11 protein-coding genes, 1 pseudogene and 1 riboswitch are annotated in these 12,426 nt (G+C 63.5%); of the genes and pseudogenes, 8 read left to right on the top strand and 4 right to left on the bottom strand.

Going from position 1 to position 12,426, the window contains the following annotated elements; genetic code table 11:
* The 4 genes and pseudogenes from NKJ91_RS28870 to NKJ91_RS28855 all read right to left on the bottom strand — a co-directional run.
* Positions 1–662 (bottom strand): annotated as a pseudogene (locus tag NKJ91_RS28870) (cobaltochelatase subunit CobN); the annotation flags it as partial.
* 17 nt (positions 663–679) lie between these two features.
* Positions 680–1,720 (bottom strand): cobalamin biosynthesis protein CobW, encoded by a 1,041-nt coding sequence (cobW, locus tag NKJ91_RS28865; protein ID WP_352458248.1) that lies wholly within the window; start codon positions 1,718–1,720, stop codon positions 680–682.
* Positions 1,717–2,151 (bottom strand): DUF1636 family protein, encoded by a 435-nt coding sequence (locus NKJ91_RS28860; protein ID WP_352458247.1) that lies wholly within the window; start codon positions 2,149–2,151, stop codon positions 1,717–1,719. The genes cobW and NKJ91_RS28860 overlap by 4 nt, the downstream gene beginning before the upstream one ends.
* Positions 2,152–2,189: 38 nt before the next feature.
* Positions 2,190–2,393: riboswitch (cobalamin riboswitch) on the bottom strand.
* 29 nt (positions 2,394–2,422) lie between these two features.
* Positions 2,423–3,622 carry a winged helix-turn-helix domain-containing protein gene (locus tag NKJ91_RS28855; RefSeq protein WP_352458246.1) on the bottom strand — a complete coding sequence of 400 codons (1,200 nt, stop codon included), beginning with the start codon at positions 3,620–3,622 and terminating at the stop codon, positions 2,423–2,425.
* Positions 3,623–3,958: 336 nt separating this feature from the next.
* Here NKJ91_RS28855 and NKJ91_RS28850 point away from each other — a divergent pair, with 336 nt between their 5' ends.
* The 8 genes from NKJ91_RS28850 (at position 3,959) to nuoG (ending at position 12,424) form a co-directional block, all read left to right on the top strand.
* Complete coding sequence (locus tag NKJ91_RS28850) at positions 3,959–4,324, top strand: NADH-quinone oxidoreductase subunit A (RefSeq protein WP_023676631.1); 366 nt, start codon at positions 3,959–3,961, stop codon at positions 4,322–4,324.
* The gene (locus tag NKJ91_RS28845) at positions 4,315–4,896 is read left to right on the top strand and encodes a NuoB/complex I 20 kDa subunit family protein (protein ID WP_023670824.1); all 582 of its coding nucleotides are present in this window, start codon (positions 4,315–4,317) and stop codon (positions 4,894–4,896) included. Before NKJ91_RS28850 ends, NKJ91_RS28845 begins: the two co-directional genes overlap by 10 nt.
* 5 nt (positions 4,897–4,901) lie before the next feature.
* Positions 4,902–5,504, top strand: coding sequence for an NADH-quinone oxidoreductase subunit C (locus NKJ91_RS28840; RefSeq protein ID WP_023676630.1), 603 nt, complete (start codon positions 4,902–4,904; stop codon positions 5,502–5,504).
* On the top strand, positions 5,505–6,695 hold the full coding sequence (locus tag NKJ91_RS28835) for an NADH-quinone oxidoreductase subunit D (protein ID WP_352458245.1): 1,191 nt from the start codon (positions 5,505–5,507) through the stop codon (positions 6,693–6,695).
* A 434-nt stretch (positions 6,696–7,129) separates the two neighbouring features.
* A complete protein-coding gene (gene nuoE / locus NKJ91_RS28830; RefSeq protein ID WP_352458244.1) occupies positions 7,130–8,179 on the top strand; it encodes an NADH-quinone oxidoreductase subunit NuoE in 1,050 nt (349 codons plus the stop codon).
* Between the two features lie 10 nt (positions 8,180–8,189).
* Positions 8,190–9,494, top strand: a complete 1,305-nt coding sequence (gene nuoF, locus NKJ91_RS28825) for an NADH-quinone oxidoreductase subunit NuoF (RefSeq protein WP_023676626.1) — start codon at positions 8,190–8,192, stop codon at positions 9,492–9,494.
* A gap of 78 nt (positions 9,495–9,572) precedes the next feature.
* The gene (locus NKJ91_RS28820) at positions 9,573–10,268 is read left to right on the top strand and encodes a helix-hairpin-helix domain-containing protein (RefSeq protein WP_352458243.1); all 696 of its coding nucleotides are present in this window, start codon (positions 9,573–9,575) and stop codon (positions 10,266–10,268) included.
* Positions 10,269–10,342: 74 nt separating this feature from the next.
* Positions 10,343–12,424, top strand: coding sequence for an NADH-quinone oxidoreductase subunit NuoG (gene nuoG / locus NKJ91_RS28815; RefSeq protein WP_352458242.1), 2,082 nt, complete (start codon positions 10,343–10,345; stop codon positions 12,422–12,424).
* The last annotated feature ends 2 nt before the right edge of the window (positions 12,425–12,426 follow it).

The raw sequence follows: 12,426 nt of genomic DNA, 5'->3' as shown, positions 1-12,426 counted from the left end.
CGGGCTATGGGGGTGTTTTGTTGTCGGGGCGCTTGGGAGCGCCCCCCCCCCCCGGCCGGCGGCCGGACCCTCCTCTCGAGGGGGAGGGGGACGCCGCGTTCTACGACCCCCAGTCCCGGCTCGTAAAATCCCGCCTTTGGCACGCTAACAGGTTCGGCTACCGCCGCACCCGATCCAGCGAGACTTGCCAGCCTCTGCACCAGCGCCGTCATATTCGCCGGTCCGCCCTCGCGGAAATAGCCAAGCAGGCCGTCCAACTCCTCGCGCGGCAGCGTCGAGCCTTCGATCAGCCGCAAATCCTCGTCGTGGCTCTCGCCGGGCAGCAGCGCCAGCTTGATACCGCGATTTCGCGCGATAACGGCGAGCTGGTCGCAGCCATAGCGCCACCACTCGTAGCCGCCGAGGATGCGGACCAGAATGACCTTGGCGTGGCGGGCGACACTGTCGATCCACAGGTCGACGGACATCGGATGGCGCAGGTCGCGCAAGGCGGCGAGCCGCATCGACGGCAGGCGGTGCGCATCTGCCTTCCACGCCGCCGCCAGCCCGGCCAGGTCGCTGTCGGTGAAGGACAGCGCCACGACATCCGCAGGCGTTTGCCTGAGATCGACAGGCTCGGCGAGATCGTCGAGCGAGGCGGATGTGGTGGTGAGGATGTGCATCGCGGCTCGTACCCGGGTCAGCCGGCGAGGATACGCTCGATGGCCGGGCGGTTCAGCCCTTTCAGGCCGATGACGACCAGGCGCGAGCGGCGGTCGTCTTCGGCGGTCCAGGCGCGGTCGTAATAGTGGTTGACGCGCGGACCGACGGCCTGCAGCAGGAGCCGCATCGGCTTGCCGCCGACTTCGACGAAACCCTTGACGCGCAACACGTTTTCTTCCTCCGCCGCCGTGGCGACCCGTTGTGCGAGCTCGTCCGGGTTGGACACAGACGTGATGTCGATGACGAACGAGTCAAAATCGTCATGTTCGTGGTCGAGCTCGTCGTCGTGGTGGGTCTTGCGGTTCTCGATGTCGTCCTCGACGGCGAGGCCGAGGCCGAGCAGCACCGACGGGTCGACCTTGCCTTGCGAAGTCGGCACGATCTTCACCGCCCGAGCAACGTGCTTGCCGATGACGGCATTGGCACGGACCGAGCCGGCTGCGTCCATCAGGTCGCTCTTCGACAGGATGATCAGGTCGGCGCAGGCGAGCTGGTCTTCGAACACTTCCTCGACCGGATCGTCATGGTCGAGCGTCTCGTCCTGCGCGCGCTGGGCCTGCAGGGCGTCCATGTCGTTGGCTACGCGGCCATCAGCCAGCGCCGGTCCGTCGACCACGGCAATGACGCCGTCCACCGTCACGCGGCTTTTCACCGACGGCCACTGGAAGGCCTGGACCAGCGGCTTGGGCAAAGCGAGGCCGGATGTCTCGATCAGGATGTGGTCGACCCTCGGCGTCAGCGACAGGATCTGGTCCAGCGCCGGGACGAAATCATCGGCGACGGTGCAGCAGATGCAACCATTGGCCAGCTCGACGATGTTTTCCTCGGGGCAGGTGTCGATGGCGCAGCCCTTCAGGATCTCGCCGTCGATGCCGATGTCGCCGAACTCGTTGACGATGATGGCCAGGCGCTTGCCTTTGGCGTTTTCGAGCAAATGGCGGATCAACGTCGTCTTGCCGGCGCCGAGAAAGCCGGTGACCACGGTGCAGGGAACGCGCGAAAGGGAGGCAGCGGTCATGTCAGGTCCTTCAAAAGGTCAAGGGGAGGGATGCGGGCAACCAGGCCGCGCTTCAGGCAATCGGGACGGCCGCGCCATGGAATGAGCCCATCCGTCGAGGTGGCGAACAGCTTTGCCCCGGTGACGAGATCGGCGCCGCTGGTCGTGGTCAGATCACCGAAGACGTAACTCCAGCAGCCGTCGCGCAGCATGGCCGCGCTGAGCCGGCGCTTGCAATTGCCGAGGCATTCGACGGTACGGATTTTGATGTTTTCGCTGGAAGCGGCGCGGCGCGTGTCCTCTGCGAGCAGTTCGCCGGCGCGCGGATGAGCGTCCGAACCGGTCTCGTCACGGCAGGACGAGCAGACGATGACGGTAACGCCGGCCGGGGAATCACCATGGCCGGACAATAAATCCGCTGTCTCAGCCGGAAAACTGCTGTCGCGTTCCAAATCAGGCTCCTTGCCCGGAAAACCCGCCAGGCGATCGGATTCTTATGTCCTAGACGGCAGGTCTCCTGGCTCGCGGGTCATCGCCTGGGTGCCGCCTTCCCGGGAATATCCCAGTGGTTTTCGGCCGAGGCTCGTCGCTTACAGTTGCGGGGACAGCCGCGGATTTGAAATCGAGATTTCGCACCGCATTCCCTCTTGGCCCCTGCCGTTGCGGGCAGGGGACCGTCTGGAACGGATTTAGGCTTGTGGAGGCAGTCGTGTCAACGCACGTCTATGACGCGGCGATATCCGCTAGCGGCTGGCCAAGGTCGCCGGCAGCTGTCACCTCGATGCGCTCAAGCCCGAGCCAGCCCTGCATCTGCTTCAATTCCTCGAAGAGTTCGGCAGCGGTTTGTGGCGGGGCGCCGGGCTCCGCATAGGCGGCATGGACGCGCAATACGCCGGCCGGGCGGTCGGCCCTGAGGTCGACACGCCCGACGATGCTGTCGCCGAGCAGGAATGGCAGCACATAATAGCCATACCGGCGCTTTTCGGCCGGCGTGTAGATCTCGATGCGGTAGTGGAAATCGAACAACCGCTCGGTGCGCGATCGTTCGAAGACGACGGGATCGAACGGCGCGAGCAAGGCGCGCGCCTCGATCTTGCGCGGCAAACGGGCGTCCTTGTGGAGATAGGCTGTTTTGTTCCAGCCGTCGACGCTCACCGGCAACAGCTCGCCGGCCTCGACCAGCTCCTCGATGCGGCCCTTGATGTCGGCGGGCGAGAGGCGGAAATAGTCGCGCAGGTCGCCTGCCGTGGCGATGCCGTGGGCACGGGCCGAGATGCGCAGCAATTCGCGGTGAGCGTCTTCGGGGGAGGGCGTTGGCAGACTCAGTATTGTTGGCGGCAGCACGCGCTCCGGCAGATCGTAGAACCGTTCGAAGCCGCGGCGATGCGCCGTGGTGATGCGGCCGGCCCAGAACAGCCATTCGAAGGCGTGCTTTGCATGGCTCCAGCCCCACCAGCCGCCCGAACCCTTCTGCCCTTCGAAAGCCGACGCCGCGATCGGGCCTCGTTCGGCGACCTCGCGATAGATGTCTTCGATATAGGCGGCGTGCTCGCGGCCCCATTTGGCCAGTCCGCTGTACATTTCGTCGCCGCGTTCGGCCCGCTGCATGCGCCAGCGCATCAGCGGATAGGTCTCGACCGGCAAGAACGAGGCTTCATGCGCCCAATACTCGAAGACCATGCGCTTGCGCGTTACGGCGGCGTCGTCGAGCAGCGCCAGCTTGTAGGGGCCAAGCCGCGAATAGAGCGGCATATAGTGGGCGCGCACCACGGCGCTGACGGAATCGATCTGCAGCAGGCCGGTACGGGCAAGCACGCGGGCCAGATGCCGGCGGTCGGGTGTACCGGCGGGTCGGGGGTCATTGAATCCCTGTGCCGCCAGCGCGATGCGGCGGGCCGTGGCAAGCGAGATTTTTTCCTTCATGAAGGCGGCATCCGGACAATTTTAGACAGAGAAAATGACCTACGATTCCGTGCCATGCTAGCAGGGTTTTGGCGGCATCCATGTCAGGAGAGAAAAGTGGAGTAAAAAGTGCAGGAAATCAAACAGGAGCGGATCGGACCAGTTTTCCCGGATATGCCCGTCCAGCACCGCGATTTGAACAAGGTTTGACTTGCTTCGCCGAAAGCGCTGCGCTAACCCTCGCCGCGTTGCAGCATAGAGCCCCCTTAAAACGGTTCAGTGGTTAAACTGTCACGCTTCCGCAAGTGGGTCCGGTGCTGTAATCAGAGTGGATTGGCCGCCAACGGAAACTGCAGCATGAACGCACTTTTAGGTTCGTACCTGCCCATCGTCCTGTTCATCGGCGTGGCGCTGATCGTCGGGCTGGCGCTGCTCGCCGCACCCTTCCTGGTGGCCTACCGCAACCCCGATCCGGAAAAGCTTTCGGCCTATGAGTGCGGCTTCAACTCGTTCGACGACGCCCGCATGAAGTTCGATATCCGCTTCTACCTGGTATCGATCCTGTTCATCATCTTCGATCTGGAGGTGGCCTTCCTGTTTCCTTGGGCGGTGTCGTTCAGTCAGATCGGCATGCTCGGTTTCTGGTCGATGATGGTGTTTTTGGCGGTGCTGACCATCGGCTTTGCCTATGAATGGAAAAAAGGAGCGCTGGAATGGGATTGAACGACAGTTCCGGCACGCTCGTCGCGCCGAAGCCCAAGGGCCTCATCGACCCCAACACCGGCAGGCCGGTAGGGTCTGACGATCCATTCTTCCTGGAGATCAACAACGAGCTCGCCGACAAGGGCTTTCTCGTCACCTCGACCGAGGCGCTGATCACCTGGGCGCGCAGCGGCTCGTTGATGTTCATGACCTTCGGTCTCGCCTGCTGCGCGGTCGAGATGATCCATACGTCGATGCCGCGCTATGACTCGGAGAGGTTCGGTGTCGCGCCGCGCGCGTCTCCGCGTCAGTCCGACATCATGATCGTTGCCGGCACGCTGACCAACAAGATGGCGCCGGCGCTGCGCAAGGTCTACGATCAGATGCCGGAGCCGCGCTACGTCATCTCGATGGGCTCCTGCGCCAATGGCGGCGGCTATTATCATTATTCCTATTCGGTGGTGCGCGGCTGCGACCGCATCGTGCCGGTCGACATCTACGTGCCCGGCTGCCCGCCGAGCGCTGAAGCGCTGCTTTACGGCATCCTTCTGCTGCAGAAGAAGATCCGCCGCACCGGCACGATCGAGCGGTGAGCGGCATGACCCAGGCGTTGAATGACCTCTCGACCTATCTCGGCGAGAAGCTGATCGGCCGGATCGGCGTGGCGGTGCTCGCCTATGGCGAACTCACCATCTCGGTCGAGCCGCGCGACCTGATCGAGGTGGTGACCTTCCTGCGCGACGACCCGAAATGCCAGTTCATTTCGATCATCGACGTTTGCGGCGCCGATTATCCATCGCGCGCAAAGCGCTTCGACGTGGTCTATCATTTGCTGTCGCCGAGACAGAATATCCGCGTCCGCATCAAGGTCCAGGCCGACGAAGAGACGCTGGTGCCGTCGATCACCGGAATTTATCCCGGCGCCGACTGGTTCGAGCGCGAGACCTACGATCTCTACGGCGTGCTGTTTTCAGGCCATCCGGATCTGCGCCGGATTCTGACCGATTACGGCTTTGAAGGCCATCCACTGCGCAAGGACTTTCCGCTGACCGGCTTCGTCGAGGTGCGTTACGACGACGAAGCCAAGCGCGTCATCTACGAGCCGGTGGAGCTCAAGCAGGAATTCCGCAATTTCGATTTTCTCAGCCCTTGGGAGGGGACGGATTACGTCCTTCCGGGGGATGAAAAGGCAAAGCAGTAAATGGCTGAAACCTCCGTTCGCAACTTCAACATCAATTTTGGCCCGCAACACCCTGCGGCGCATGGCGTTTTGCGCCTCGTGCTGGAGCTTGACGGCGAAGTCGTCGATCGCGTCGATCCGCATATCGGGCTGTTGCACCGCGGCACGGAAAAGCTGATCGAGGCCAAGACTTATCTGCAGGCCGTGCCCTATCTCGACCGGCTCGATTATTGCGCGCCGATGAACCAGGAGCACGCCTTTGCGCTCGCCGCCGAGCGGCTGCTCGGCATCGAGGTGCCGAAGCGCGGCCAGTTGATCCGAGTGCTCTATTCGGAAATCGGCCGCATCATGTCGCACATCCTCAACGTGACGACGCAGGCGATGGATGTCGGCGCGCTGACGCCGCCGCTGTGGGGCTTCGTCGAACGCGAAAAGCTGATGGTGTTCTATGAGCGTGCCAGCGGCTCGCGCATGCATGCCGCCTATTTCCGCCCCGGCGGCGTGCATCAGGATCTGCCGCAGAAGCTGATCGAGGACATCGGCAAGTGGATCGACCCGTTCCTGAAATCGCTCGACGACCTCGACTCGCTCTTGACCGGCAACCGCATCTTCAAGCAGCGCAATGTCGACATCGCGACGGTGTCTCTGGCCGACGCCTGGGCCTGGGGTTTTTCGGGCGTCATGGTGCGCGGCTCGGGTGCACCCTGGGACCTGCGCAAATCACAGCCCTATGAATGTTACGCTGAGATGGATTTCGACATTCCGATTGGCAAGAACGGTGACTGTTTCGACCGTTATCTGGTACGCATGGAAGAGATGCGCCAGTCGGCCAAGATCATGCGCCAGTGCGTCGACCTGTTGCTCGGTAAGGAGGGCAGCGGGCCGGTATCCAACCTCGACGGCAAGGTGGTGCCGCCGAAGCGCGCGGCGATGAAGCGCTCGATGGAAGCGCTGATCCATCATTTCAAGCTCTACACCGAAGGCTACCGCGTGCCGGCCGGCGAGGTCTATGCCGCCGTCGAGGCACCGAAGGGCGAGTTCGGCGTCTATCTCGTCTCCGACGGCACCAACAAGCCCTATCGCTGCAAGCTGCGCGCGCCCGGCTTCGCGCATCTCCAGGCCATGGACTTTTTGTGTCGCGGCCACATGTTGGCCGACGTCACCGCCGTGTTGGGTTCACTCGACATCGTGTTTGGTGAGGTCGATCGGTGATGATGGGAATGGCTCGACCGTCAAAGGCGTTTCTGGCCGCGGCATGCCTTGCGGCTTCCGCTGAAGTGTCGCTTGCTGGGTCCGGTGAGGGTCTCTCGTCAACCGATCTTCTCAAAGAGGGGTTCAAGCTTATTGCAGAAGGCGATCTGCTTACAGTCCGTGGCTTGAGCACCCAGACCCCAGCAATGGATGAGGGCATTCTTGTCCATGGCCGGCCGTCGACATCGTCCAACTGCGCGGTTCATGACAACCTCGTAGCGTCATTGATCCCCGAAGAATATCGTTGCAAGCCAATAGCTTGGGTGTATAGCCGCTATGACGGATACATCCGCCTGAAGCGTGGAAATGAAGAGTTCGTATGCGTTTTGGGGCGATCCGAGGATTGCTATCGCGCCTACAGCTCTAACCAGTAGAAACATAGAAGCGAAATCGTAATGTCAGTCCGCCGTCTCGCAGAAGCCAGCCTCCAGCCAGCCTCCTTCGCCTTCAACCGGGCGAATGCGGCGGCGGCGAAGCAGTGGATCAAGAAATATCCGAAGGGGCGCGAACAGTCCGCGATCATTCCCTTGCTGATGCTGGCGCAGGAACAGGAAGGCTGGGTGACCAAGGCGGCGATCGAGACGATCTCCGACATGCTCGACATGCCCTATATCCGTGGGCTGGAAGTCGCCACCTTCTATACGCAATACCAGCTCAATCCGGTCGGCACCCGCGCTCATATCCAGGTCTGCGGCACCACGCCCTGCATGCTGCGCGGCTCGGAAGCGCTGATGGATGTCTGCCGCTCGAAGATCCATCACGACCAATTCCACACCAACGACAAGGGCACGCTGTCGTGGGAAGAGGTCGAATGCCTCGGCGCCTGCGTCAACGCACCGATGCTGATGATCTTTAGGGATACTTTTGAGGATTTGACGCCGGAGCGGCTTGCCGAGATCATCGACCTTTATGACGCCGGCAAGGGTGCTACGGTGAAACCGGGACCGCAAAACGGCCGCATCACTTCCGAGCCGGCCAACGGCCTGACGACCCTCAAGAGCGAAAAGGCGATCCTCAAGGCGACCCGCGACCGGGAAACCAGGGCGGCAACCAAGGCCGCCAAGGATGCAGGGCCGGCTGCCGCCGCCGCAGCATCAGTTCCGCCAGCTGCTCCTGCCGCGCCGGCGCCGGTTGCGCCCTCGAATGCCAGCAAGCCGAAGACCGACGCGGTCGAGACCAACCCGGCGCTGAAATCGCCGTCGGCGACGAAAGTCGCGCCCGCGGCGGAAAAGGCGGCGAGTGTTGCAGCGCCTCTGCATTCGGCCGCCAATGCCAACAAGGCCGAGCCGCAGGTCGAGGACGTCTCGAAACAGCGCAAGGGCCCCAAGAACAAGGCCGAGCCGGCGTCTGCCTTCAAGGCGCCGGAGGCCAAGGTTAAACCGGCGAAGGCGGCCAAGCCGTCGCCCGGAAACAGGAGCCGGCCGACCGGCAAGAAGCCGGTCTGAGGAACGAGCAATGCTTCAGGACAGAGACCGCATCTTCAACAACATCTACGGCCGCTTCGACAAGTCGCTGGCCGGCGCCATGGCGCGCGGCGCCTGGGACAACACGCCCGGCATCGTTGCCAAGGGGCGCGAGTGGATCGTCAACGAGATGAAGGCATCGGGCCTGCGCGGCCGCGGCGGTGCCGGTTTCCCGACCGGGCTGAAATGGTCGTTCATGCCCAAACAAAGCGACGGCCGGCCGAGCTATCTCGTCGTCAATGCCGACGAGTCCGAGCCCGGTACCTGCAAGGACCGCGACATACTGCGCCATGACCCGCACACGCTGGTCGAAGGCTGCCTGCTTGCGGGCTTCGCCATGGGCGCGGTCGCCGCCTACATCTATGTGCGCGGCGAGTTCATCCGCGAGCGCGAGGCGCTGCAACGCGCCATAGACGAGGCCTATGCGGCCAAGCTGATCGGCAAGAACAATACCTCCGGCTACGATTTCGACATCTACATGCACCATGGCGCCGGCGCCTATATCTGCGGCGAGGAAACGGCGCTGCTCGAAAGCCTCGAGGGCAAGAAGGGCCAGCCGCGGCTGAAGCCGCCGTTTCCGGCCAATGTCGGCCTCTATGGCTGCCCGACGACGGTCAACAATGTCGAGTCCATCGCTGTCGCGCCAACCATCCTGCGCCGCGGTGCGGCCTGGTTCTCGTCCTTCGGCCGGCCCAACAATGTCGGCACCAAGCTGTTCTGCATCTCCGGCCACGTCAACAATCCGTGCACCGTCGAAGAGGCGATGTCGATCCCGTTCCGCGAACTGATCGAGACGCATTGCGGCGGCATCCGCGGCGGCTGGGACAATCTGCTGGCGGTCATTCCGGGCGGCGCCTCGGTGCCGCTGGTGCCGGCCGAGCAGATCATCGACGCGCCGATGGATTTCGACGCGCTGCGCGACCTGAAATCGGGCCTCGGCACGGCGGCTGTCATCGTCATGGACAAATCGACCGATATCGTGAAAGCGATCGCGCGGCTGTCCTATTTCTACAAGCACGAGAGCTGCGGCCAGTGCACGCCCTGCCGTGAGGGCACCGGCTGGATGTGGCGGGTGATGGAACGGCTGGTGCGCGGCGAGGCGCAGAAGCGCGAGATCGACATGCTGCTCGACGTGACGAAGCAGGTCGAGGGCCACACGATCTGTGCGCTGGGCGATGCGGCAGCATGGCCGATCCAGGGCCTGATGCGGCATTTCCGCGGCGAGGTGGAGCGGCGCATCGACGAGTTTTCGCGCAACGCGCACCGCGCCGAACCGGTGCTGGCGGCGGCGGAATAGAAGAATTCAAAAATGCGGGCGAATGCCCGAAACGAGGAAACGAGCGCGGGGCAGACGGAAACGACCAGGAGACCACCTATGTCGCTGTTTTCGACACCCGACGATTTTACGCCCGATATGGACCCGTTGTTGAAGATGAACCAGGATCTGACCAGGATGATGCCGAAGGAGATGGCCAACGCCGTCAATCTCCTGGCGCATCCTGTCGCGGGCGCGGCGGCGATGACGGCACTCGGCATCGGTCTTGCCAACCACGCCTTTGGCATCTGGATGGGCGTGCTTTCGGGCGCGGCCGAGACCTCGCAGCGGCTTTGGCAGCCGGTCGCCGAGGATTTCGAGGCCCGGACGGAACGCTTTTCCGCGACCGGCAAAAGCTCCTCGACAAAGGCGCGCGCAGCGACCAAAACCCTGATTGCCGAGGCGCAGTCCTTCGCCAACGATGTGACCGACATTGCGACGAGCACCGCTGCGCGGAGCTTGGCGAATGCCAGCACCGTTGCAGCGGATGCGTCGGCCGGGCTGATGCCGGAGGATTTCAAGCAGCCCAAGCCGATGGATCGGCCAGCCGAGCCGGCTGACCTCAAGGCGATATCGGGCATCGGGCCGAAACTGGAAAAGGTGCTGAACGGCCTTGGCATCTGGACATACGCCCAGATCGCCGCGTGGACGCCGCAAGAGATCGCCTGGGTCGAAGATTACCTGTCGTTGAAGGGCCGCATCGGCCGTGACGGCTGGATCGGTCAGGCGGCCGCGTTGGCCGGGGCCAAAAAGTGAATTCAACATCGTGCGCGGTCTCGGCTGCGCCCGGAAGGAAAGATTGCGGAACGTCCGCAGGGGTTTGAGGCGAAATGGCAAAGCTCAAGGTCGACGGGAAAGAGATCACTGTACCCGACCATTACACGCTGCTGCAGGCGGCCGAGGACGCCGGCGCGGAAGTGCCGCGCTTCTGCTTCCACGAGCGGCTGTCGATCGCCGGCAATTGCCGCATGTGCCTAATTGAGGTGAAAGGCGGCCCGCCCAAGCCGCAGGCGTCCTGCGCCATGGGCGTGCGCGACCTGCGCCCCGGCCCGAACGGCGAGCCGCCGGAAATCTTCACCAACACGCCGATGGTCAAGAAGGCGCGCGAAGGCGTGATGGAATTCCTGCTGATCAACCATCCGCTGGACTGCCCGATCTGCGACCAGGGCGGCGAGTGCGACCTGCAGGACCAGGCGATGGCGTTCGGAGTCGATTCCTCGCGCTACCATGAGAACAAGCGGGCGGTCGAAGACAAGTATATCGGGCCGCTGGTCAAGACGATCATGAACCGCTGCATCCATTGCACGCGCTGCGTCCGCTTCACCACCGAGATTGCCGGCATATCCGAGCTCGGCCTGATCGGCCGCGGCGAGGATGCCGAGATCACCACCTATCTCGAAAGCGCGATGACTTCGGAACTGCAGGGCAATGTCATCGACCTTTGCCCGGTCGGCGCGCTGACCTCCAAACCCTATGCCTTCCAGGCACGGCCTTGGGAACTGACCAAGACCGAATCCATCGACGTGATGGACGCCGTCGGCTCGGCGATCCGCATCGATAGCCGAGGCCGCGAAGTGATGCGCATCCTGCCGCGTACCAACGAGGCGGTGAACGAGGAATGGATTTCCGACAAGACCCGCTTCATCTGGGACGGCTTGCGCACGCAGCGCCTCGACCGCCCCTATGTGCGCAAGGACGGCAGACTGGCCCCGGCAAGCTGGGCCGAGGCTTTTGCCGCGATCAAGGAAGCGGTGTCGAATGCGGCACCCGAAAAGATCGGTGGCATTGCCGGCGATCTCGCAGCCGTCGAGGAGATCTACGCGCTGAAGCTTCTGATGGCTTCGCTCGGCTCGAAGAACACCGACTGCCGCCAGGACGGCGCCGCACTCGATCCGTCGCTCGGCCGGGCGAGCTATGTGTTCAACCCGACCATCGAAGGCATCGAACAGGCCGATGCGGTGCTGATTATCGGCGCCAATCCGCGCTTCGAGGCATCCTTGCTCAACGCCCGCATCCGCAAGCGCTGGCGGGCCGGCAATCTGCCGGTCGGCGTCATCGGCGATGTCGGCGATACGCGCTATGATTACGAGCAGCTCGGCGCCGGGCCGGAATCGCTGAAGGATCTGGCCGACGGCAACGGCAAGTTCTTCCAGCTGCTGAAGAAGGCGACCCATCCGCTGATCATCGTCGGCCAGGGTGCGCTGGCGCGTCCGGACGGCGCGGCCGTGCTTGGCCAGGCGGCGAAGCTCGCCGTCGCCGTCAATGCCGCAAGGGCCGACTGGAACGGTTTTGCCGTGCTGCACACCGCCGCGGCACGCGTCGGCGGCCTCGATGTCGGGTTCGTGCCGGGCGAGGGCGGCAGGAATGTCGCCGGCATGCTGGGCGAGACCGATGTGCTGTTCCTGCTCGGTGCCGACGAAATCGACATGGCCAAGACCGGCGGCGCTTTCGTCGTCTATATCGGCACGCATGGCGACAAGGGCGCGCATCGCGCCAACGTCATCCTGCCGGGTGCCGCCTATACCGAGAAGTCGGGCACCTTCGTCAACACCGAGGGGCGCGTGCAGCAGACCAACCGGGCCGGCTTCGCGCCCGGCGAGGCGCGCGAGGACTGGGCGATCCTTCGGGCACTGTCGGATGTGCTCGGCAAGAAGCTGCCGTTCGATTCGCTGCCGCAGCTGCGCGCTAAGCTCTATGCGGAATACCCGCATCTTGCCCGCATCGACCATGTCGCGGCCGGCGACCCGGCCGACATCGCCAGGGTTGCCAAGCTCGGCGGGCGGCTGAACAAGGGCACCTTCACCTCGCCGGTCAAGGATTTCTACCTGACCAACCCGATCGCGCGGGCTTCCGCGGTGATGGCCGAGTGCTCGGCTTTGGCGAAGAACGGCTTCAGGCAGGCGGCGGAGTAGAC

Source organism: Mesorhizobium sp. M0040 (genome assembly GCF_040323505.1).
Classification (GTDB): domain Bacteria; phylum Pseudomonadota; class Alphaproteobacteria; order Rhizobiales; family Rhizobiaceae; genus Mesorhizobium.
This window is presented reverse-complemented; position numbering and strand designations above follow the sequence as displayed.

Bases quoted from the DNA above. Each gene is read 5' to 3' on its own strand.
- nuoE (WP_352458244.1), top strand. From the start codon at position 7,130: ATGTCAGTCCGCCGTCTCGCAGAAGCCAGCCTCCAGCCAGCCTCCTTC.
- NKJ91_RS28850 (WP_023676631.1), top strand. From the start codon at position 3,959: ATGAACGCACTTTTAGGTTCGTACCTGCCCATCGTCCTGTTCATCGGC.
- NKJ91_RS28820 (WP_352458243.1), top strand. From the start codon at position 9,573: ATGTCGCTGTTTTCGACACCCGACGATTTTACGCCCGATATGGACCCG.
- NKJ91_RS28840 (WP_023676630.1), top strand. From the start codon at position 4,902: ATGACCCAGGCGTTGAATGACCTCTCGACCTATCTCGGCGAGAAGCTG.
- nuoG (WP_352458242.1), top strand. From the start codon at position 10,343: ATGGCAAAGCTCAAGGTCGACGGGAAAGAGATCACTGTACCCGACCAT.
- NKJ91_RS28845 (WP_023670824.1), top strand. From the start codon at position 4,315: ATGGGATTGAACGACAGTTCCGGCACGCTCGTCGCGCCGAAGCCCAAG.
- NKJ91_RS28855 (WP_352458246.1), bottom strand. From the start codon at position 3,622: ATGAAGGAAAAAATCTCGCTTGCCACGGCCCGCCGCATCGCGCTGGCG.
- nuoF (WP_023676626.1), top strand. From the start codon at position 8,190: ATGCTTCAGGACAGAGACCGCATCTTCAACAACATCTACGGCCGCTTC.
- cobW (WP_352458248.1), bottom strand. From the start codon at position 1,720: ATGACCGCTGCCTCCCTTTCGCGCGTTCCCTGCACCGTGGTCACCGGC.
- NKJ91_RS28835 (WP_352458245.1), top strand. From the start codon at position 5,505: ATGGCTGAAACCTCCGTTCGCAACTTCAACATCAATTTTGGCCCGCAA.